This is a genomic window from Azospirillum sp. (assembly GCF_035628975.1).
Taxonomy (GTDB): domain Bacteria; phylum Pseudomonadota; class Alphaproteobacteria; order Azospirillales; family Azospirillaceae; genus Azospirillum.
In genome coordinates this window covers 1-22082 of sequence record NZ_DASPIS010000001.1, presented here as the reverse complement: position 1 = coordinate 22082, position 22082 = coordinate 1, and the positions used below count along the sequence as shown (strand labels likewise).

Annotated in this window: 19 protein-coding genes; 6 read left to right on the top strand and 13 right to left on the bottom strand. The window is 68.7% G+C overall.

All coding sequences use genetic code 11. The features are described from left to right. Positions 1 to 15: 15 nt before the first annotated feature. The 7 genes from VD964_RS00095 to VD964_RS00065 form a co-directional block, all read right to left on the bottom strand. On the bottom strand, positions 16 to 1011 hold the full coding sequence (locus VD964_RS00095; protein ID WP_324864278.1) for an ABC transporter substrate-binding protein: 996 nt from the start codon (positions 1009 to 1011) through the stop codon (positions 16 to 18). 11 nt (positions 1012 to 1022) lie between these two features. Further along, positions 1023 to 2627 (bottom strand): rhodanese-like domain-containing protein, encoded by a 1605-nt coding sequence (locus VD964_RS00090; protein WP_324864276.1) that lies wholly within the window; start codon positions 2625 to 2627, stop codon positions 1023 to 1025. Between the two features lie 14 nt (positions 2628 to 2641). After that, positions 2642 to 3280 carry a cysteine dioxygenase gene (locus VD964_RS00085; RefSeq protein WP_324864275.1) on the bottom strand — a complete coding sequence of 213 codons (639 nt, stop codon included), beginning with the start codon at positions 3278 to 3280 and terminating at the stop codon, positions 2642 to 2644. Positions 3281 to 3292: 12 nt separating this feature from the next. Continuing rightward, positions 3293 to 4075 carry an ABC transporter ATP-binding protein gene (locus tag VD964_RS00080; protein WP_324864273.1) on the bottom strand — a complete coding sequence of 261 codons (783 nt, stop codon included), beginning with the start codon at positions 4073 to 4075 and terminating at the stop codon, positions 3293 to 3295. Continuing rightward, a complete protein-coding gene (locus VD964_RS00075) occupies positions 4069 to 5121 on the bottom strand; it encodes an ABC transporter permease (protein ID WP_324864271.1) in 1053 nt (350 codons plus the stop codon). The genes VD964_RS00080 and VD964_RS00075 overlap by 7 nt, the downstream gene beginning before the upstream one ends. 75 nt (positions 5122 to 5196) lie before the next feature. Next, the gene (locus VD964_RS00070) at positions 5197 to 5814 is read right to left on the bottom strand and encodes a malonic semialdehyde reductase (protein WP_324864269.1); all 618 of its coding nucleotides are present in this window, start codon (positions 5812 to 5814) and stop codon (positions 5197 to 5199) included. Between the two features lie 135 nt (positions 5815 to 5949). After that, on the bottom strand, positions 5950 to 6174 hold the full coding sequence (locus VD964_RS00065; RefSeq protein ID WP_324864268.1) for a hypothetical protein: 225 nt from the start codon (positions 6172 to 6174) through the stop codon (positions 5950 to 5952). A gap of 388 nt (positions 6175 to 6562) precedes the next feature. On the opposite strand from VD964_RS00065, the gene tauA reads away from it, so the two are divergent. The 5 genes from tauA (at position 6563) to VD964_RS00040 (ending at position 11873) form a co-directional block, all read left to right on the top strand. Next, positions 6563 to 7579 carry a taurine ABC transporter substrate-binding protein gene (tauA, locus tag VD964_RS00060; protein WP_324864267.1) on the top strand — a complete coding sequence of 339 codons (1017 nt, stop codon included), beginning with the start codon at positions 6563 to 6565 and terminating at the stop codon, positions 7577 to 7579. A gap of 26 nt (positions 7580 to 7605) precedes the next feature. After that, on the top strand, positions 7606 to 8409 hold the full coding sequence (locus VD964_RS00055; RefSeq protein WP_324864266.1) for an ABC transporter ATP-binding protein: 804 nt from the start codon (positions 7606 to 7608) through the stop codon (positions 8407 to 8409). After that, positions 8406 to 9257 (top strand): ABC transporter permease subunit, encoded by an 852-nt coding sequence (locus VD964_RS00050; RefSeq protein WP_324864264.1) that lies wholly within the window; start codon positions 8406 to 8408, stop codon positions 9255 to 9257. The genes VD964_RS00055 and VD964_RS00050 overlap by 4 nt, the downstream gene beginning before the upstream one ends. A 54-nt stretch (positions 9258 to 9311) precedes the next feature. After that, on the top strand, positions 9312 to 10163 hold the full coding sequence (gene tauD, locus VD964_RS00045) for a taurine dioxygenase (protein ID WP_324864262.1): 852 nt from the start codon (positions 9312 to 9314) through the stop codon (positions 10161 to 10163). Positions 10164 to 10772: 609 nt separating this feature from the next. After that, a complete protein-coding gene (locus tag VD964_RS00040; protein WP_324864260.1) occupies positions 10773 to 11873 on the top strand; it encodes a DUF808 domain-containing protein in 1101 nt (366 codons plus the stop codon). 38 nt (positions 11874 to 11911) lie between these two features. Here VD964_RS00040 and VD964_RS00035 read toward each other — a convergent pair whose 3' ends face one another. The 5 genes from VD964_RS00035 to VD964_RS00015 form a co-directional block, all read right to left on the bottom strand. Then, positions 11912 to 13462, bottom strand: coding sequence for an AMP-binding protein (locus tag VD964_RS00035; protein ID WP_324864258.1), 1551 nt, complete (start codon positions 13460 to 13462; stop codon positions 11912 to 11914). An 80-nt stretch (positions 13463 to 13542) separates the two neighbouring features. Then, the gene (locus tag VD964_RS00030) at positions 13543 to 15306 is read right to left on the bottom strand and encodes an ABC transporter permease subunit (protein WP_324864256.1); all 1764 of its coding nucleotides are present in this window, start codon (positions 15304 to 15306) and stop codon (positions 13543 to 13545) included. Then, positions 15303 to 16385, bottom strand: coding sequence for an ABC transporter ATP-binding protein (locus VD964_RS00025; RefSeq protein WP_324864254.1), 1083 nt, complete (start codon positions 16383 to 16385; stop codon positions 15303 to 15305). The genes VD964_RS00030 and VD964_RS00025 overlap by 4 nt, the downstream gene beginning before the upstream one ends. Positions 16386 to 16410: 25 nt before the next feature. Beyond that, positions 16411 to 17511, bottom strand: a complete 1101-nt coding sequence (locus tag VD964_RS00020; protein ID WP_324864252.1) for an ABC transporter substrate-binding protein — start codon at positions 17509 to 17511, stop codon at positions 16411 to 16413. Positions 17512 to 17638: 127 nt separating this feature from the next. Then, a complete protein-coding gene (locus VD964_RS00015; protein ID WP_324864250.1) occupies positions 17639 to 18415 on the bottom strand; it encodes an enoyl-CoA hydratase/isomerase family protein in 777 nt (258 codons plus the stop codon). A 203-nt stretch (positions 18416 to 18618) separates the two neighbouring features. Here VD964_RS00015 and VD964_RS00010 point away from each other — a divergent pair, with 203 nt between their 5' ends. Next, positions 18619 to 19509 (top strand): IclR family transcriptional regulator, encoded by an 891-nt coding sequence (locus VD964_RS00010; protein ID WP_324864248.1) that lies wholly within the window; start codon positions 18619 to 18621, stop codon positions 19507 to 19509. A gap of 62 nt (positions 19510 to 19571) precedes the next feature. Here VD964_RS00010 and VD964_RS00005 read toward each other — a convergent pair. Further along, a partial coding sequence (locus tag VD964_RS00005) for a PAS domain S-box protein (protein ID WP_324864246.1) occupies positions 19572 to 22082 on the bottom strand: 2511 nt, incomplete at its 5' end.

Sequence of the window (22082 nt, the reverse complement as noted above, 5' to 3'; positions counted from 1 at the left end):
GCCGACTCCCTATCGTCAGGCAGGAAGGGCGCTGTTGAAGCCGGGGTCGAAGATCGCCGCCGCGTCCAGCCGTTTGGGGATGATGCCGAACTCCCGCCAGACATCGGATGTCGCCTGCTGGTCGGCGATGACGGAACTGTCGATGGCGACCGGCCGCGCCCGTTCGACGCCGAAGGTGTGGCGGGCAATGGTGGAGTCGACGCCGACCGTTTTGGCCCAGATGCCGGCATAAGCGTCGCTGTTCTCCAGCGCCCACAGCCTGGCAGCGGCGAAGCGGCGGATCAGGTCGGCCAAAGCATCCCGTTTGGTGGCGATGGCCTCCAGTGTGGCGGACTGATAGGACAGGCCGCTCATCAACCCGGTGCCGGTGACAACCGCGCGGGCACCGTCGACCAGCAGCGCCTGCGACACATAGATGCCCCAGCTCGACCAGGCGTCGATGGACCCGGCGGCCAGCGCCGACTTGGCGTCCGACGGCAGCAGGAAGGCGATCTTCGCGTCGCCGGGCTTCAGGCCGTTCGCCTTCAACGCCGCCAGCACGAGATAGTGGCCGATGGAGCCGCGCCCGGTCCCGATGGTCTTGCCCTTCAGGTCGGCGACGCTGCGGATGGAGGAGTTGCCCGGCACCAAGATGGTCGTGCTCTGCGGGTTGGAACGGACGGCGCCGATGATCTTGGCCGAGGTGCCGGCGGCCAGCGCGAAGGTGGTCGGCGCGTCGCCGGCATAGCCGACCTCGATGGCGCCGGCGTTCAGCGCCTCCAGCAGCGGGGCGGCGGCCGGGAACTGGCTCCATTCGATGCGATAGGGCAGGTCGGCCAGAAGCCCGGCGGCCTCGATCACCGACTGCACGCCGCCCTTCTGGTCGCCGACCTTCAGCACGGTGCCGGCGGGAATGGCCGCCCGTGCCTGCCGCAGAGGCGGAAATGCGAGACCGGCGGCGAGTGCGCCAACACCGAGGCCGAGGGCATGGCGGCGCGACAATGACGGGAGGGGATTGGTGAACATCGTCATGGCAGGCTCCGTCAGATGACGTGGAAGTTGTGGGCGCCGTCGCGCTTCAGCTGATCGACCAGTTCAAGCTCCCAGTCGATGTAGCCCTGCATGGCGGCGGCGCTGTTGTCGGTGCCCTCGTAGGGGCGCTTGTAGACGTCGTCGGGCTCACCCCCCAGACGGTCGAGGTCGGTGCTGAGCGGCAGTCCGGCCGCGATCCACCCCTTGGTGCCGCCCTCCAGCAGCAGCGGGCGCTGGCCTGCAGGGAAGTCCGCGACCGCATAGCGGGTCAGCGTGCCGTCGCCGCAGGTCAGCACCGGCCGCACGCCCGTGGGCAGGCGGGCGATGGTCTCGGCCAGCCGGGCGCGGGTGGAGAAATACGCCCCCGGAATGTGGCCGGCGCGGTAGCGCGGGCTGCGGGTGATGTCGATCACCGCCGCCTCGCCATTCTCCAGCAGGGCCAGCAGGTCGCGCGGGGCGATCGTCTCCGCCCCCGCATCCGGCTCCGGCGGCAGGCGGCGGCGGTCGGATCCGCTCTCGCTGCCCAGGGCCGACACGTCACCTTCCAGCACATGCACCTCCCAGCCGAGCTGGGCGAGCCAGGAGGCGGTCATGTCGGCGCGCGGTCCGCCGCCGCCCGCCGGATCGTCGGCCAGGACGATGCGGGCGCCGCGCACCGCCACATGCTCGTCGGTCGCTTGGACCAGCTGGCCGCCGGCGGCATGGCGGAAGCCCGGCAGATGGCCGGCCTCATACTCCTCCGGCGTGCGCACGTCGAAGAGGTGGAGCGTGCGGCGCTCGTCGCCACGGAAGCGGTCCAGCGTCTTCGCATCGATCCGGCCGACACCGGCCCGGTCGGCCACCGCGCGCGCCGCCCGGCGGCCGGCGGCGTCGCCCTCGGCCGAGACTTCGGGGAAGCGTCCCTCGCGCCCGCTGTCCAGCGTCAACCCGGCCAGCGTCCAGCCGATGGTGCCGTTGCGCAGGGCGGCGACCCGGTTGGGGATGCCGGCATTCACCAGGGATTGGGTTCCGATGATCGACCGCGTGCGGCCGGCGCAATTGACCACCACCAGCGTGTCGGGGTCGGGGGCGATGTCGCGGATGCGCTTGACCAGTTCCGCCCCCGGCACGCTGATGCCGCCGGGGATCGACATGGTGCGGTATTCCTCGAAACGGCGGGCGTCGAGGATGACCAGATCGGCCTTGGCGTCGAGCAGCGCCTTGACCTCCGCCGCCGGCAGCGAAGGGGTGTGGCGATGGTGCTCGACCCACTCGCCGAAGGCCTTGCTGGGCACGTTCACGTCCCGGTAGACCTCGAAGCCGGCGGCGACCCAGCCGGCCAGACCGCCTTCCAGCAGAGTCACATCGCTGTACCCCAGCGCCTGGAGCCGGCGGGCGGCGGGCTCCGCATAGCCCTCTCCATCGTCATAGACGGTGATCGGCACGTCGCGCCGCGGCAGCAGGTCGTAGGCCAGCAGCTCCACCCGGCTGAACGGGACGGAGACGGCGAACAGCGGATGGGCCAGCGAATAGGGGCCTTCCTCCCGCGCGTCGAGCAGGGCGACCTCGTCGCGCTCGATCCAGGCGCGGCGGATGTCGGCGGGCTTGCGGGTGGCGAGCGATACGGTTGCGGTCATGGTGTTTGGGATCCTCAGGCGGCGTGGGGGACGGGCTGCGAGCGGTCCCACAGGTTGGGTAGGGCGCTGTTGGCGTAGCCGGAGATGAAGGGCTTGCGCTGGCCGGTCAGCGGGTCGAACACCGACCGCCGGACGGCGCCGATGTTGCCGCCATAGACGTGGATGCTGACGGATGGCCGGTCGGGCAGCGCGTTGGCGATGGCATGGACATCGCCGATGCGGGGCGATACCCCCTCCACCGAGCCCGCCTTCAGGATCTCGGGCGGATGGGCCACGGGCGGGCCGCCCTGGGGCTGGAGGTCGTACCGTTGCGAGCGTTCCGCCCCGCGCAGGATGCCGACGAGGCCCCAGACGGTGTGGTCGTGGATCGGCGTCCGCTGCCCAGGTCCCCAGACGAAGCTGACGACGGAGAAGCGCTCGTACGGGTCGCAATGCAGCAGATATTGGCGGTAATGCACCGGATCTGGCCGGGCATAGGCGTCGGGCAGCCAGTCGTCGACGGCGATCAGGTCGGCCAGCAGGGTCCGGCCGGCGTCCAGCACGGCGGCTTCGTCGTCGCCATGCCGTTCGATCAGCCGGGTGAAGTCGGCGATGAACCCGCGCAGGCGGGCCAAGTTGGGGGTGGCTGTGTCGGATGAGAGGCTGTCGGGCATGGTCGGGGGTCCTCACCAGGTCTCGGCAAGGCCGAGCAGTTCGAGAATGCGGTGGCGCAGGTCGGTCAGAACGGGATCGCCGCGGTGGCGGGGATAGGGGCGGTCCACGGCCAAGTCGGCCTTGATGCGGGCGGGGCGACCGCTGAACACGATGACGCGGGTCGCCATGAACAGCGCCTCTTCGATGTCGTGGGTCACCAGAAGGCCGGTGAAGCCCTTGCTGCGCCACAGATCGACCAGCTCGCTCTGCATGGCGAGGCGGGTCAGGCTGTCCAGCTTGCCCAGCGGTTCGTCGAGGATCAGCAGGCGCGGGTCGTTGACCAGCGCGCGGGCCAGCGCCGCCCGCTGCGCCATGCCGCCCGACAGCTGGTGCGGAAAGGCCTTCTCGAAACCGGCCAGCCCGACCAGGGCCAGAGCCTGGTCCACCCGGTGGCCTTGCGAGCGCAGCAGGCCGCGCGCCTCCAGCCCCAGTGCGACGTTGTCGCGCACGGTGCGCCATGGATAGAGCGTCGGGTCCTGGAACACGACGACGCGCGACGGGTCGGGGCCGTCGATCGGGCGGCCGTCGGCCAGGATGCGGCCATGGCTGGGCGGCTCCAGCCCGGCGACGAGGCGCAGCAGGGTGGATTTTCCGCAGCCGCTTGGCCCCAGCAGGGCGACCAGCTCGCCCGGCTCTACCCGCAGCTCCACCCCGTCCAGCACCGGCAACGGCGCGCCGTGCAATTCGAAGCTGTGGCTGACCGCCTGCACGTCGATCGTCATTCCGGCGGTTTCGGTGTTTTCGAGCGCTACCATTTCAGCATTCCCTTCTGCCAGGCGAGCAGGCGGTCGCGGACGCGGAACAGCAGCGTCACCAGACCGGAGCAGACCAGCGCCATCACCAGCAGCGCGGCGTACATGTTGCCGTAGGCGGCCCAGCCCTGGGCCCATTGCAGGTACCAGCCGACGCCGGACTTCACGCCCAGCATCTCCGCCACCACCAAGACGGCGAAGGAGGCGCCGAGCCCCATGAACAGCCCGACGAAGACATGCGGCATCGCCGCCGGCACGGCGACCTTCAGCACCAGGAAGCGCTGGGACGCGCCCAGCGTGCGGGCGATGTCGTAATAGGCGCTGTTGACGCCGGCCACGCCGGACCAGGTCAGCACGGTCACCGGCACGCCGCTGGCCAGCGCGATCAGGAAGACGCTGGCGCTCCAGCTGGTGGGAAAGGCGAAGAAGGCGATGGGAAGCCAGGCGGTTGCCGGCAGCGGACCGATCAGCCGCAGCACGGGATGGACCCAATAGCCGACCGCCCGCGACCAGCCGATGGCGACACCCGTCACCACCCCCAGCACCGAGCCCACGGCATAGCCGGTGACCAGCAGCGTCAGCGAGGCGGCGAAGCAGTCGAGCAGCCGCGGCCAGTCGTCGAGATAAACCTCCAGCAGCGCCTGCGGCGGCACGAAGAAGGGGCGCGGCAGCAGACCGAGCTTGGCGGTCAGGATCTCCCAGCCGATGACACCCAATGCCAGGGCGATCAGCCAGGGCACGGATGCCGACAATCCCGCAATGGATGATGCCAGCCGGCTGCGCGGTGCCGGGCGGATGACCGCGGTCAGCGGTGCGATCAGCGCCAGCAGCCCGGCGGCGACCACCAGCAGGCTGGCGAACTCGCCGGTCCGCTCCCACGGCTCGGCATCGGCGGCATCGGGCCACAGGGCGGTCACCCCGGATGCCGCGAACCACAGCAGGGCGGCGGCGGAAAAGCGCAGCGGGAGGCCGGATGGCAGGGGGGCGCCACTCGGCAAGGCTCCGCCGTTGGCCGCCGGCAGGGCGGCGGCCGTGTCGTTCACGCTCATGATGGGTCTCCGGTTCGGCCGGTTCGGTCGTTGGACGGGCCGGCCGTTACGGCGTTTGGGTCACAGGCAATCGAATCAAAGGACGACCACCGCTTTCGACGCATCCAGCCGCGGGGCGCGCGGGCGCGACGGCGGTCCGTCGGCATGGCCCAGCGCCACCAGCAGGTTCGTGCGCAGCCGGCCGTCGGCGAAGAACTCCGCATCGACCGCTTCGGCGTCGAAGCCGGACATCGGCCCGGCATCCAGCCCCAGCATCCGGGCGGCCAGGATCAGATAGCCGGCCTGGAGCGACCCGTTTCGGAACGCCGTGGTCTCGGCCAGCGACGGCTCCTCGACGAACATCGGCGAAGGGTCGTAATGTGGGCTCAGCAGCGGCAGATGTTCGAAGAAACGGCGGTCATAGGCGACGATGGCGATGACGCCGGCCGTCAGTTTGGATTGGTTGCCGCGGCTCAGCGCCGGGCGCAGCCGTTCCTTCGCCTCCGGCGTGGTCAGGAAGACGAAGCGCGCCGGGCTGCCGTTGAAGGCGGTCGGCGCCAGCCGGACCAGATCGTAGAGGCGATGCAGCGTCTCCACCGGGACCGGCCGATCGGACCAGGAATGCGGCGTGCGGGCGCTGAAAAACAGGCGGTCGGCGGCAAGGGCGATTTCGTCGGGCAATGGTTCGGTGACGGGAAGATGGGTGTCCGGCATGGGAGCGGTCTCCGTCAGGGAATTGGGTCACGACCACCCATGCTGGCGGCGGTCGTCGATACGTTTGGCCTTGTGCACGGCGCGGGGCAGAGTGCCGGGGGCGAGCAGGGAGTGTGGAAGTGGCCGGCAGCCCGGTCAGGCCAGCGCCGCCAGCGATGCCAGCAGAATGGCCGAGACGATGCCGAGGCCGAGGGGAAGCAGGCCGCCGTCCTCATTGCCGTCTTCCGCGACGACGCCGTCGCTCACCCCGACAGCCGGGTCGGCCGCCGGCCCATCCGGCGGCAAAAGCGGCAGCACGAGCGCGCCGGAGGGACAGAGCGACGCCATCACCATCCGGTCGAAATCATCCAAATCCTGCATGGCGGATCTCCTTGTCAGGTGGTGGGGCCGTGGCGCTTCCGAACGGCTGCGGAGATATCACAGCGCTATACCGTTCAATTTCGAAATTACCTATAGGAAAATAGGAAAAAGGGGCGAGGTCAAGCGCCAGCTTCGTATCAGGTGATGTTTTTGGCGGAGCCGCTACCGCTGACGGGCTGCGGAGGGTGCAGAAATCCAGCCTGACAAAGCGCTCGGGACCGCACTAGGAACAGGAATCAACAAAAAGAACACGTGTTTATAACATATTTCCCTGTAGGAAAGTAGATTTTAGCGTGACAACGGCCGGAGCGTCGCTTTAGAGTTCACGGACATTCGGATTTCCGGCGCTCGCATGCCGGCATTCACAACCGTGACGGGGGGAACGACGATGAAGCCCATTCTGCCCACACTCCTCTATGCCGCGCTGGCCGCGGTCGCCCCCTTTGCCGCCTCCACCATCGCCGAAGCGGCGTCCGGCAAGGTCGTGGTCGGCTATCAGACCGACGCGCTGCCGTCCTCGGTCGCCATCGCCAACGGTGAATTCGCCAAAGCGACCGGCACTGAGATCGACTTCCGCAAGTTCAATTCGGGGGCCGAGATCTTCGCCGCCATCGCGTCGGGCGACGTGCAGGTCGGCTATGTCGGCTCCAGCCCGTTCGCCGCCGCAGTCAGCCGCGGGCTGGACGTGAAGGCCTTCCACCTCGCGACCATCTCCGGCACCGACGAGGCGCTGGTGGTTCGCAACGGCTCCGGCATCGAAAAGCCGTCGGACCTGAAGGGCAAGAAGCTGGCCGCCGCCCCGGTCTCCACCGACCATTACCAGCTGCTCGCCGTCCTGAAGCAGGAGAAGCTGACGGAGCGTGACGCGCAGGTCTTCGCCATCCCGCAGCCGGACATCGTCGCCGCCTGGAACCGCGGCGACCTGGACGGCGCTTTCGTCTGGGATCCCGCGCTGACCGAGCTGAAGAAGACCGGCAAGGTGCTGCTGACCTCGCGCGAGGTGGCCGACCGTGGCGCCCCCACCTTCACCGCCTGGGTCGCGACCGCCGCCTTCGCCAAGGACAATCCCGCCTTCCTGAAAAGCTTCGCCGGCACCGTCGAGCGCTACAGCGCCTCCTTCCGCAACGACAAGGCGGCCTGGGGGCCGGACTCGGAGAATGCGAAGACGCTGGCGAAGCTGCTCGGCGGCACGCCGTCCGATCAGGCGTCGGCGCTGACCAACCTGTCGCTGGTCCCGGCGGAGGTGCAGGCCTCCACCGCCTGGCTGGCCGGCGGCGAGGGAAGCGGTGCGGGCAAGATCCTGAAGGACACGGCGGAGTTCCTGAAGGAGCAGAAGAAGATCACCACCGTGCTGCCCAGCTACGGCGGCTTCGTCACTGCCGATTACGTCAAGGACGTCCGCTAAGCCAAACCGCCGACAGGAGAGCGCCCATGCTCCAGGTCCGCAACGCCAGCGTCTTCTTCTCCGCCCGCGACGGCCGGGTGGTCCATGCGCTGGACCGTACGTCGCTCGACATCGACGCCAACAGCATCGTCGTGGCGCTCGGGGCATCGGGCTGCGGGAAATCGACGCTTCTGAACGCCATCGCCGGCTTCCTGCCGCTGTCGGAAGGATCGATCACGCTGGACGGCCAGCCGGTCGCCAGCCCCGGCGCCGACCGCGGCGTGGTGTTCCAGAAGGACACGCTGCTGCCCTGGAGCAGCGTCGCCGACAATGTGGCGCTCGGCCTGCGCTTCGCCGGGGTTCCCGCCAGGGAGCGGCGCGAGCGGGCGGAGGCGCTGCTGGGGCTGGTCGGACTGGAAGGCTTCGCCGACGCCGCCCCCCATGAGTTGTCGGGCGGCATGCGCCAGCGTGTCGGCATCGCCCGTGCGCTGGCGACGGATCCGAAAATCCTGCTGATGGACGAGCCCTTCGGTGCGCTCGACAGCCTGACGCGCGAGCAGATGCAGGAACTGCTGATCGATGTCTGGTCCCGCACCGGCAAGCGCATCTTCTTCATCACCCATTCCATCGAGGAGGCGCTGTTCCTCGGCACGACGGTGGTGGTGATGTCGCCGCGTCCCGGCCGGATCGTCGCCCGCTTCGACCTGGACTTCGTCCGCCGCTTCGCCGCCGAGCGCGACGTGCGAGCCATTTTGTCGGCACCGGAATTCGCCGAGCTCTACGACGAGATCCGTTCCCTGGTGCATCGGCCGCATGCCCAGACGCACTCCCGCCGGACGGTGCTGCAATGACCGATATCGCTCGCCCCGCCGACCGCGTTATCGGCCCCGCGGACCGGCCGAAGATCGTCCGGCTCCACCCCTTCAGACTGGACGGCGCGCGCACCGGCCCGATCAGTCTCGTCACCGCCGCCCTGCTGCTGGCGGCGTGGTTCCTGGTGACGCAGTATCGGCTGGTCCCGCCGCTGTTCCTGCCGACCCCGCAGGAGGTGGCGACCCAGTTCCTGGCGATCGTCGAAGACGGCTATGCCGGCGCGACACTGTGGGAGCATGTGTGGGCCAGCCTGTTCCGCATCTTCTCCGCTGCGGTCATCGCCGCCTCGCTCGGCATTCCGCTCGGGCTGGCGATGGGGCTGAACCGCTGGGCCAAGGGCGTCTTCGACACGCCCATCGAGTTCTACTGGCCGCTGCCGCCGCTGGCCTATCTGCCGCTGATGATCATCTGGCTCGGCATCGGCGAGGTGTCGAAGATCGTCCTGCTGACGCTGGCGATGTTCGCGCCGGTCTGCCTGTCGGCCCAGGCCGGCGTGCGGGCACTGCCGATCGAGCGGGTGAACGCCGCGCTGTCGCTGGGCGCCGGCCGCTGGCAGCTGTTCCGCACCATCGTGCTGCCCAGCGCCCTCCCGGAGATCCTGACCGGCCTGCGCATCGGCATCGGCGTCGGCTGGAGCACGCTGGTCGCGGCGGAGCTGATCGCCGCCACCCGTGGCATCGGCTTCATGATCATGTCCGCTTCGCATTTTCTCGCCACCGACGTGGTCTTCGTCGGCATCGGCATCATCGCCGTCTTCGCCTTCGCCTTTTCCTACGGAATGCGCCTGCTGGAAGCGTGGCTGGTGCCGTGGAAAGGCAAGTCCTGAGACTCCGCAATTCAAAAAACGACTTCGTCGAACGACAAGATTCGGGGAACCGCCATGCCAGACATCGCCCTGTCCACCTTCACCGTCACGCCCGTCAGCCCCGCCATCGGCGCGCGGGTGGAGGGGATCGACCTTTCCCGTCCGCTGTCCGACAGTGAAGCGGCGGCACTGGAACGGGCCCTGGTCGCCCATCAGGTTTTGTTCTTTGAAAACCAGCCCCTGACCCCCAAGGCGCAACGCGACTTCGCCGCCCGCTTCGGTCAGCTGCACATCCACCCGATCTACCCGAAGGTGGCGGAGCAGCCGGAGATCATGGTGCTGGACACCGGCCCGCACAATCCCAGCGACAACGACGTCTGGCACACCGACGTCACCTGCATCGAAACGCCGCCGGCCATCGTCGCCCTGTCCGGCAAGCTGATCCCGCCGATCGGCGGCGACACGGTGTGGGCCAGCAACATCGCCGCCTATGACGGCTTGTCCGAACCGATCCGCCGCCTGCTGGAGCCGCTGAAGGCCCTGCACGACTTCACCCGTTCCTTTCCTGAATGGCGGCACAATGGCGACCCTGAGACCCATGCCCGCTGGAAGGCGGCGCGGGACAAGCACCCGGCGGTGGTCCATCCCGTCATCCGCACCCATCCGGTCAGCGGGGCCAAAGCCCTGTTCGTGAACGAGAACTTCACCGCGCGCATCGTCGGGCTGAGCGACCGGGAGAGCGCGGCGATCCTCGATTTTCTGTACGACCATATCAGCCGGCCGGAATACACGGTGCGCTGGCGCTGGAAAGCCGACGATCTGGTGCTGTGGGACAACAGGTCGACCCAGCATTACGCGGTGAACGACTATTCGCCGCACCGGCGCATCATGCACCGCGCCACCGTTCTCGGCGACCGGCCCTATTGAGGAGGGGGCAGGGAAGCAGGGCGTCAATCCTGCTACGCTCAAGAGCGGTTCATCGTTCGGTAAAAGCCAAATCCTGCCCCCGCAACCATCGACACTTGGCAGCCCGCCTCCAACGAGGCGGGCTGCCGGCGCCTCGGGTCCGCTTCGGCGCACGCCTCCAGAATCGCCACCAAGTCGCCATGAAGCTGCGCCTCCAGCCCGGCGCCGGACGGGCAGGCTATGGCGTGCACATTTCTCGCATCGGCGAAGAAAAGGCTGCATCCGGTGGCGAGTGGCCCTTCTCCCCTTGCGGGGCGGGATCGGCCAAACGCCAACGGCGTTTTGCCGATCCCGCCCCGCGAGGGGAGAGGGGCTTTCCTCAATGCCAAGCTGCACAATTCTCCGCAAGTGCGAGATGTGTGCATCCCGTAGGGACGGGTGGGGGGAGAGCACGACGCGGTCGACCATGGCCCGGATCATCTCCATCGCGGCCATCCCCTCGTCGCCGTCACCGAGCACCGATTCAAGTGATCTTGCCCTGAGGTAGCGATCCGCGGCGCATCCCACCCGCGATCGCCTCTGGTCCTTGGAACCCGCGTCCTGCGAGTTGGCTCGGCATAGGCATGAAAAATGGAATGCTGCGGGTCGATGTTTGTTAGGATGGCGCCGGGATTATCAGGAGCCGTTTCCTTGAGCACAGGACTGATCGCACTGCTTGACGACGTGGTCGGCTTGACGAAGATCGCCGCCGCTTCGCTGGACGATGCCGCCGGGCAGGCTGCAAAGGCGGGGGCCAAGGCCGCCGGCGTGGTGGTCGACGACGCTGCCGTTACGCCACGCTACGTCGTCGGGTTCACTGCGGATCGTGAACTGCCGATCATCGGCAGGATCGCTCTCGGTTCCTTGAAGAACAAGCTGATCCTGCTGTTGCCGGCCGCCCTGGTGTTGAGCCTCGTGGCGCCCTGGGCCATTACGCCGCTGCTGATGCTGGGCGGCGCATTCCTTTGCTACGAAGGGGCGGAGAAGGTCTTTGAAGCCATCTGGCCGCACGGGACTCATGACGGCCACGGCGCGGAGGGCACGGCCGGCGGGCAATCGGCCCGGCAATTCGAAGATTCCAAGGTGAACGGCGCGATCAAGACCGACCTGATCCTGTCCGCCGAGATCATGGCGATCACGCTGTCCGCCGTCGCCGCGGAGGTTTCCTCCTTCTGGATGCAGGCACTGATCCTGGCCATCGTCGGAGCCGGCATCACCGTCGCGGTGTACGGCACGGTGGCCCTGATCGTGAAGGCAGACGACGCCGGCATTGCCTTGGCGCAGAACGACCGGCCCGTTTCCAGCCTCTTCGGGCTGCGGCGGCTGGCCCCCGGCGCACCGGGCGGGGCGGACCGGCTGCTGCGCCCGCTGACGCAGGGGCTGGGCCGCGGTCTCGTCTATGGAATGCCGCTGTTTCTCAAGCTGCTCAGCCTCGTCGGCACCGCTGCGATGCTCTGGGTCGGCGGCGGCATCATCATCCATGGGCTGGAAGGCTATGGCTTGGAGGAACTCGGGCACGCGATCCATGACGCCGCCGTGGCGGTCGGCCATGCGCTTCCGGCGGGGGCGGCGGTGATGGAATGGCTGGTGGCCGCCGGGTTCGCAGGCATTGTCGGGCTTCTTCTCGGCGCGCTGCTGATCCCGCTGGTCCACCGGGTCGCCATTCCGGCTTTTGCGATGCTGAGACGCTGACGCGGCTCCGTGACGGGAACCGCGTCGCCCGACCGTCATCAGCGTGCCGACTGACGGTCCCAGCTGTCATGCACGGCCGCCGGCAGGCGGTGCTTCATGATGCGCTGGCTGGGAGTGCGCTCGAACTCCTCCACCACCGCGATGTAGCGGGGGTTCTGATAGGGAGCCAGCTGCCGGCCTAGCCAGTTGGACAGCGACGGGATGTCCAGCGCGGCTCCGGCCTTGGGCTTCACGAACAGCTTGATGTCCTGTTCGCCGATCTCCGCCGCCACGCCGATGACGGCGCAATCCTCGACGGCCGGGTGGGTGGCGGCGATATGCTCGATCTCCCAGGCGGAGACGTTCTCCCCCTTGCAGCGCATGCTGTCGGTCATCCGTCCGTGGAACAGCAGCGTGCCGTCGGGCAGAAGGGAGCCGAGGTCCCCGGTGTGCAGCGCCCCCTTCCGCAAGGCCCGCGCCGTTGCCTCCGGATTGCGGAAATAGCCGGTGAACAGGGCGCCGGGCACGCCGGTGCGGACCACGATCTCGCCGCGTTCGCCCTGGGGAACCGGGTTGCCGGTCTCGTCCAGCAGCTGGACGGTGAACCAGGGCATCGGCCGCCCGACCGCGCCGACAGTGCCCTCGTCGTTGCAGGTGGTGATGCTCGACGCCTCGGTCATGCCGTAGCATTCGCGGATCTGGACGCCGAACCGCTCCTCGAACAGCGTCCAGGTTTCCTTGGGGCAGCCGCCGCCCCAGGCGATGCGCACGGGATGATCGCGGTCCCGCGGGCTCGGCGGCTGCTTCAGCAGGATTTGCAGGATGCCGCCCAGGTAGTGGATGTGGGTGGCGCCATAGTCGCGGACCTGATCCCAGAAACGGCTGGCGCTGAAGCGGTCGACCATCGCCAGCGACACCGCGCGGATCAGCGGCAGCACGATCATCTGGGCGCCGCCGATGTGATAGAGCGGTTCCCAGACGAACAGGACGTCGCCATCGCGGGCGGCGGACACGCGGGCCACCGCCTCGCCCGCCAGCCGCATCATGCGGTGGGTGACCAGCGCCCCCTTCGGCCGCCCGGTGGTGCCGGAGGTATACATGATGGCGAAGGGCTCGTCGGGGCCGGGAAGCGCTCCCTCGAACCGGGCGCCGCTGTCCAGCATCGGCTCCAGCCGCAGGGCGCCGTCGGGGGCATCGGCTCCAGCCCCGCTACCAGCCACGATCAGCGGCTTGCCGGACAGGTCGGCGCCGCACTCCGCGATCACCGGGACGAGGTCGGCGTCGGCCAACACGGCGGCGGGGTCCGAATGGTCCAGGATGTAGCGCAGCCCGTCGCCGCGCTGCTGGGCGTTGATCGGGACCCAGACCAGCCCGGCCTTGGCGAGGCCGAACAGCGTGGACAGAACCGCCGGGCTGTTGCGCTGCATCAGCGCCACCCGGTCGCCGGGAACCAGCCCGATCCGCCGAAGCTCCGCCGCGACGCTGTCCGACTGGCGGTCGAGCGCATGGACGGTCAGCGGATTGCCGTTGTAGCGGGCGAACAGGCGCTCGCCGTCGGTCCGCGCGGCCTGGGTCAGCAGGCCGGCGAACCCGGTGTCGAAATCGGACATGATCGATGGATCTCTGAAAGGATGGCAGGGGTGGCGTCTTGATGGTGGCGTCTTGATGGCGGCGTCTTGGGGGTGGCGACTCAGCGGCCGGAGCGGCGCAGCCGTTCGGCGATCAGCAGAAGCGCCATGACGATGACGAAGACGACGACCGACACCGAGGCCAGCGTCGGGTTCAACTGCAGGATCATGTCGTCCCACATCTGCTTGGGCAGGGTGGTCTTGACCCCGCCGCTGACGAAGATCGCCACGGTCAGCTCGTCGAAGGAGGTGATGAAGGCGAACAGGAAGGCCGCCACCAGACCGCCGCGGATCAGCGGAACCGTGACCCGCATCAGCGTCTGCACCCGGTTGGCGCCGAGCGTCGCCGCCGCCTGGTCCAGGCGCCAGTCGTGGCCCTTCACCACGGCGGCGATGGCGACGAAGGCGAAGGGCAGGGCCAGCACCGTGTGGCCGATGATCAGGCCGAGATCGGTGGCGACCAGCCCGATCTGGGCGAACAGGTAGAACAGCCCGACGGCGATGACGATGCGCGGGACGATCATCGGCGCCAGGAACAGGGCGAAGATGGCCCCGCGCCAGCGCGAGGTGGAGCGGGCGAGCGCCAGGGCGGCCAGTCCCGCCACCAGGGTCGCAAGTATGGCGGTGGCGAAGGCGACGCCGAAGGAGCGCAGCGTGGCGCCCAGCCACAGGTCCGATCCGAAATAGACCTCGAACCATTTCAGGCTGTAGCCCGGCGGCGGGAAGTCGAGGAAGGGTGAACTTGTGAAGGCGATCGGCACCACCACGACGGCAGGCGCCACCAGGAAGACCAGCACCAGCGTCGAATAGACCGCCGGCAGACGGTCGCGGCCCCGCTCGCCCAGCACCGGCGCCGTCACCCGCACCGCCGCGGCGGTGAGTGCCGCCAGGGCCGACAGGATGCGCTGGCCGGCCTTGCGCATGCCGCCGCCGCCCGTCTTGCGCCGGGCTCCCTCGCCCGACAGGGTGGACAGGCCGAAGACGCGGTCGTAGACCCAGCAGGTGACCAGCGCCGCCGTCAGCATGAAGGTCGCCAGCGCGCCGGCGAAGGCCCAGTTCAGCATCTCCTGGATCTGGGTGATGATCAGCTGCGCCAGCATGGTCTGCTGCGGTCCGCCCAGCAGGGCCGGGACGATGAAGAAGCCCAGCGACGAGATGAAGGTCAGCAGCCCCGCCGCCGCGACGCCCGGCAGCGACAGTTGGAAATAGACCAGCCAGAAGGCATGGCCCGGCGCCGCCCCCAGCGTTTCGGCCGCCTGCACCAGCCTGCGGTCGATGCCGGTCATCACCGGCAGCATGGTCAGCACCGCCAGCGGCAGCATCGCGTGCACCATGCCGACCATCACGCCGAATTCATTGTGCAGCATCTCAGGCGCCGGCAGGCCGCCGGCCGACAGGATGCCGTTGATGACGCCGTTCCGTCCCAGGATCACCATCCAGGCGAAGGTCTTCACCAGATAGCTGGTCCAGAACGGGATCATCACCGCCAGCACCATCGCGCCGCGCCTGCGCTCCGGCAATTGCGCCAGCCAGTAAGCCAGCGGATAGCCCAGCAGAAGCGAGAACAGCGCCGTCAGCCCTGCGATGCGGAAGGTGCCCATTAGGACGCGGAAATAGACGCCGGTGTCGACGATGCGGGCGTAATGGTCCCCCGTCCAGGCGCCGGTGTCGGCATCCTGGACGCTGAGTCCCAGCAGCCGCAGGACCGGATAGATGAAGAAGACCGCCAGAAAGGCGATGCCGGGCGCCGCCAGCCAGAGCGGACCGAAGCGCAGCCGCTGCCTCAGGCCGCCCTCGGCGGAGCCGTGCAGGATCGCGGCGCTCATGACACCAGCACCCCGGCGTCGCTGCGCCAGCGCACGGCGACCCGGTCGCCCAGCGGCGGCGGCGACATGCCGCGCCGCAGCCGCACGGTGATGGTGGACTGGTCGCCCAGCGCCACCAGGACGCGGGTTTCCGACCCGGCATAGACGGTATCGACCACTTCGCCCGACACCTCGTTGTCGCCCTCGCCGTCGAGGTCGAGCTGTTCGGGGCGAACGATCAGCGACGCCTCGCCCTGGCCCGAGGCGGCGGTGGCGGCCGACAGGCGGAAGCGGCCCCCGCCGGTCACCAGGATGGGTGCGCCGCCCTCGTCCTGCTGGATGCGGCCGCGGAAGATGTTCGACACGCCGATGAAATCGGCGGCGAAGGCGGTCTTCGGACGGGCGTAGATGTCGTGGGGGGTGCCGATCTGCTCGATGCGCGCATGGTTCATCAGGCAGATGCGGTCCGACATGGCCAGCGCCTCCTCCTGGTCATGGGTGACGTAGATGATGGTGGCGCCGGTCTCGCGGTGCAGCCGCTTGATCTCGTACTGCATGTGCTCGCGCAGTTTCTTGTCCAGCGCCCCCAGCGGCTCGTCCATCAGGATGACGGAGGGCTGGTAGACGAAGCAGCGCGCCAGCGCGACGCGCTGCTGCTGCCCGCCCGACAGTTCCTTGGGGAAACGGTCGCCGAGATGGCCGAGATGGACCATGTCGAGCGCGTCGCGCACCCGGCGGTCGAGGTCGGAGGCGGCGACCCCCCGCATGCGCAGGGGGAAGCCGATGTTCTCCGCCACCGTCAGATGCGGGAACAGGGCGTAATGCTGGAACACCAGCCCGATGTCGCGCTTGTGGACGGGGGTGCGGGTTTCGTCGCGGCCGTCGATCAGGATGCGCCCGCCGTTCGGTTCCACCAGCCCGCAGATCATCTGCAGAAGCGTGGTCTTGCCCGAGCCGGAGGGGCCCAGCAGCGTCAGGAACTCGCCCGCCGGAACCTCCAGGCGGGTGGGTTGCAGGGCGACGACGGAGCCGTAGCTCTTGGTGAGGCCATCGACCAGCAGCTTGCAGGCGGGAGGGGCCGTTCCGTGGGAGGGGGACATGGCGGCGGGTCTCCTGTGATGGTCGTCAGCCGAGGATCCAGGCGTTGAAACGCTCGCTCATCTTGGACCGGTTGGCACCCCACCAGTCCTCGCGGGCGATGGTCATCCGCTTCAGGTTCTCGGGGAAGGTGGGCAGCGCCTGCGCGCGCTCCTTCGGAATGCTGTCATAGGCCTTGAGGTTGGTCGGGCCGTAGGACAGCGCTTCGGTGAAGATCGCCTGGCGCTGGGGATCGGCGCAGAACTTGATGAATTTGCGGGCGGCGTCCGCACGCGGGTTGCCGCGCGGGATCCCCCAGCCTTCGATGGAATAGAGACCCTGGTTCCACGAGATCTTCACCGGCGCGCCGCCGTCGATGGCGGCCTGGGCGCGGGCGTTCCACAGGGCGATCATGTCCACTTCGCCGCTCTGGATCAGCTGGGTGGACTGGGCGCCGCCGGTCCACCATGCGGCGATGTGCGGGCGGATGCGTTCCAGACTCTTGTAGGCGCGCTCGACGTCCAGCGGATAGAGCTGGTCGAGCGGCACGCCGTCCGCCAGCAGGGCTTGTTCCAGCGTGTCGATGGGGTTCTTGCGCAGCGATCGGCGGCCGGGGAACTTCTCGACATTCCAGAAGTCCGCCCAGCTCTGCGGCGGGTTGGACGGGAACTTGTCGGTGCGGTAGGCGAGGATCGTCGAATAGACGTCCGTTCCCATCCACTGGCCGGTCAGCGCCTCCGGCATCAGCCCCGGCGCTTCGGAGGCCGGAAAATCCAAGGGTTCCAGCAGGTTCTGGCGGGCCAGGATGTCGCGGGCCGACAGGGTCAGGGTGCAGACGTCCCAGCTGTAGGATTTCGTCTCGACAATCGCCTTGAACTGGGCGGTCGGTTCGGCCTCGCGGGCGACATTGACGACCTTGATGCCGGTCGCCTTCTCGAACGGATCGTAGAACGCCTTGCGGAAGGCCGGGCTGTAGGGGCCGCCCGGATCGGCCACGGTGATCTGGGTGGTCTGCGCCATCGCCGGCCGGCTCATGCCGGCCGAAAGGGCGACCGGCAGGGCGGCGCCCAGCGCGGTGCCCGCCGCCCCCGTCACTGCGGTGGCAAGCAGGCTGCGGCGGTTGATGGTGAAATCGTCGGTCTTGCCCATGGTCCTAATCCCTGTTCACTGGCCGGGTCTTGTGGTCGCCCGGTTGATGGAGGAAGCTTCGAAGGGGGGCGGGGACGGCCGCAGGCCGCCCCGCTCCGCCCCGGTCCGGTTTCGGGCGGATGCCCCGTCAGGCCGCCGTCTTGCGCGCGGCGCGCTTTGCCAGGAACTCCTCCATCATCCGCGTCGGTTCGCCCGAGGCGTAGGCTTCGCGCTGGATGCGCACGCCGGCGGCCAGGCAGTCGCGGAATCCGGCCTCGGTCATCTCGCGGAAGCGCTGCTTGTCGAGGCGCATGGCGACCGGGGGCTTCGCAGCCAGTTCGCCGGCCAACTCCAGCGCTTCAGCCATCACGCGCTCCTGCGGGACGATGCGGTTGATCAGGCCGATGGCGTGGCATTCCTGCGCGTCCATCAGCCGGCCGGTCAGGGTCAGGTCGATGGTGCGGGCCAGCCCGATCATCTCCTTCATGATCCAGGGGCCGGTGGTGCTGGCGATGCCGGAATTGATCTCCGGCTGGCCCATGCGGACGCCGGGATGGCCGACGCGCAGGTCGCCCAGAAGCGCGACCTGGAAGGCGGAACCGGCCGCCACGCCGTTCAGCGCCACCACCAGCGGCTTCGACAGGGTCCGCATGCGGTGATAGAGCCGCTCCCACTCCGCCACCCATTCCTCGGCGCGCTCGGCATCGAAGCTCTTGGTTTCGTTGAGATCCTGCCCCGCACCGAAGGCGCGGTCGCCGGCCCCGGTCAGGATGATGGCGCGGATGGCGCCGTCGGCCTCCAGCCGGTCGAAGGCGACGACCAGTGCGTCGCGCATCGCCTTGTTCCAGGCATTCAGCACCTCAGGACGGTTCAGCGTGATGACGCCGACCGGGCCGCGGGTCTCGGTGAGGATGAAGTCGGTCACGGATGCGCTCCTGTGGAACGGCAGGGCAGTCCGGGGCCGGCGCAACTCTGCGCCCACGGCCGGAATGCCCCGCGGGAAAGGGGATCGAAGGCGGGATCGCCGCGCTTCGTATTGAATAGCAATACTTTGTATTGATTAGCTTGGCTTGCTTTCGGTACGCTGTCAACGGTATCTCTCACCGCGCACTTTCAGGACCGACCGACATGGCACCGCGCCGATCCACCACCTCTTCACCCAAGGCCGCCGCCAAGGCGACAGACGGGACTGCCGGGAACGCGCCCGCAACCGGCTCCCCGGCCGGAAATGCGCAGGTCGAAAGCGACGGGCAGGAGGGCCGGGCCGCCGATCCCTTGATGGTGATGTCGGTGGACAAGGCGTTCCGCGTGCTGCACGCCTTCGATTACAGCCGCCCATCCATGAGCCTGACCCAGGTCGCCGCCACCGTCGGCATGGACAAGAGCGCCGCGCAGCGCTTCACCTACACGCTGGAGAAGCTGGGCTATCTGCGGAAGGACCCGGTCACCAAGCGGTTCGAACTGACCGTCCGCACGCTGGATCTCGCGCATCACTATCTTCGCAGCAATGCGATGCTGGAACGTGCGATGCCGTACCTAATGCATCTCAGCAAGACGACCGAGGAGACGATCAACCTGACCGTCATGGACGGGCCGGAGATCGTCTTCGTGTCGCGCTTCATGAGCCGGCATGTCCTGAACACCGACGTCATCGTCGGCACGCGGATGCCGGCCTACTGCACCGCCCCGGGCATCGCCATCCTGTCCCGCCTGCCGACGGCGGATGCGGCGGCCCTGATCGACCGGATGGATCTGAAGCCCTACACCCCGCACACCACCTGGCAGAGGGAGGATCTGCTCGCGAAGATCGCGAAATCGGCGGTCCGCGGTTATGCAACCGCGTTCGAGGAATTCTATCACGGCGACCTGTCAGTCGCGGCGGCCATCACCGGGCCGGGGGGAGTGCCGGTGGGGGCGCTGAACATCGCCGTCTCCCGCGCGCGCTTCACCCCGGAGGAGATGGAGGAACGCTTCGCTCCGCTGGTGGTGGCGGCGGCGGGATCGGTCTCGCAACGCTGACGGACCGCTCGACGGGCCAGCCGGAGCGAGCCTGCGGCAAACAAGCCCCGGAATTCAGCGCGCTAATCGGGGTGGAAACCACCACTCCGCTTGGCATGTGCCGAAGTCCTCGCCATTTCGGCCAACAGCTTGGCCGTCGCAACGGCGAGTTGGTTCTGCGTGTATGGCTTGGCGAGCCGCGGCAGGTCGGCGACGACGCCCTCCGGCAGATCGGCGTATCCAGTTGCCAGCAGAACCGGCAGGTCCGGGGCCATGGCGCGGGCCGCCCGGGCAAGCTCGACGCCGGTCATGCCCGGCATCGCATAGTCCGTCAGCATCAGGTCGACCGCCTGGCCGCTGCGCAGAAGCTCCAGCGCCTCGGTGCCCGAGCTCGCTTCGAGGACCGTGTGCCCAAGGTCGGCCAGCATATCGACGGTGCTCATGGCGATCAGCGCGTCATCGTCGACCACGAGGACCACGGCGGGAGACACGTCGACCACCGGGGCCGGCGGCAATTCGGTCGCCTGGACCGGTGTGGTGGCCTTGGGCAGCCACAGCTCCACGACCGTCCCCTGGCCTGGAACGCTGGACAGCCGGAATGCACCGCCGGACTGCACCGCCAGACCGTGGACCATCGACAATCCCAGCCCGGTGCCCTTGCCGATGCCCTTGGTCGAGAAGAAGGGCTCGACCGCCCGCGCAAGCGTTTCCCCATCCATTCCCGTGCCGGTGTCCCGCACGCTGACGTGCGGGTAGAAGCCGGGCGGCAGTCCCGAAGCCACGGAAACCGGCGCCTCGTCCACGGTCACGGTGAGCGTGCCGCCGTCGGGCATCGCATCGCGGGCATTGACGGCGAGATTCAGGATCGCGAGTTCGAGCTGGTTGGGATCGATCAGGGCCGGCGCCGTCGCCCGCGGAGCGTCGATGCGGATGACGACGCGCGGGCCGACAGACCGTTCCAACAGCGTTTTCATGCCGTCCAGCAGCCCGGCAAGGTCCACCGCCTGCGGCTGCAGATCCTGGCGGCGGGCGAAAGCCAGAAGCCTTTGGGTCAGCGTCGCTCCGCGTCGGGCTCCCTGCATGGCGCCGTCGAACAGGCGCTCCGTGGTCGGATCGGCGGGAAGGCGTTTGCGCAGCAATTCCAGATTGCCGAGCACCGCCATCAGCAGGTTGTTGAAGTCGTGCGCCACGCCGCCGGTGAGGCGGCCGACGGCCTCCATCCGCTGGGCGTGCATCAGCGCCGCTTCGGCGCGGGCCTTCTCGGTCAGCGCCTCGGTGACCCGCTCTTCCAGAAGCTCGTTGATGCGCTTCAGGTCGGTCTCGACCTGGTGCGCCTCGGTGACGTCGTAGGCGACGCCGACGAAGCCCATCAGCCCGCCCTGCTTGTCGAGCCGGGGCCGCGAGTAGGAGCGCAGCCAGCGGTACTCGCCGTCATGGCGCAGGTAGCGGGCCTCGAGCATGAACGGCTGCCGGGTGGCCTCGCCGGCCAGCGACTCCGCCCGGATCCGGTCGACATCGTCCGGGTGCAGCTTCTCGCGCCAGTCGGCGTCCCGCGCTTCCTCGTAGGTGCCGCCGTAGAACTCGACATAGGCCTGGTTGACGAAGGCGCGGCGGCGATCGGCCCGGGTCACCCAGATCAGCACCGGCGCGCTGTCGGCGATGGAGCGGAAGCGGGCCTCGCTCTCGCGCACCTCGATCTCGGCCCGGGCCCGCTCGACCGCCGCCCAGGTGCGGTCCGCCACGTCCTCCGCCAGCTCCGCCTCGTCGTCGGTCCATTGCCGTGGCGTCGGCGAGTGCAGGAACAGGAACGCCGTCAGGTGTCCGGCGCGGGAGATCGGCACGCGCAGGAAGGCGCTGGTCTGCATCGCGTGGAAGGCCGCCGCGGCGGCCCCGGCGGTGCGCGGGTCGGCAGTGACGTCGCTGACGCGGACGGTCTTGCGCGCCTTCAGGTCCCGGCTCAGGCGGGGACCGAAGTCGTCCATGCGGTAGACCCCGGCGGCCGTCTGCACGGTTCCGTCTGTCCAGATGGCGCCCATGTCGACGGTCGTCTCGGTCTCGTCGACCTCGCCGTAGCCGACGCGGGGGACGTTCAGGTGCTGGCCCAGCATGCGAGTCGCCGTGGCCATGATGGCCATGGGGTCTTCCAGCTCGCGGATGGTGTCGCCAAGCTGCAGGAGGAAGGCATGGCGCTGCTCATCCGCGCGCAGCGCGGCCTCCGCCTCGCGCGCCTGGGTGATGTCGAAGGCCATGCCGACGTAGCCGAGGAACCGGCCGTCGGCGTCGAACCGCGGCCGCGTGTTGGCGCGCATCCAGCGCCATTCGCCGGCGGCGTCGAGGAAGCGCGCCTCGAAGCCGAAAGGCTCGTTCCGGGGCCGGTGCGACTCGCGCACGGCCATGGCCCCGGCGAGGTCGTCCGGGTGGATGCGCCGTGTCCAGCCGTCGCCGAGGATCCCCTCCGCATCCTCGCCGAAGAAGTCGAGCATGGCCTGGTTGCCGAAGTCGATGCCGCCTTCCGGGCCGCTGACCCACACCGGAGAGGGCGCGGAATCGGCCATGGCGCGGAAGCGTTCCTCGCTCTCGCGCAGCGCCGCTTC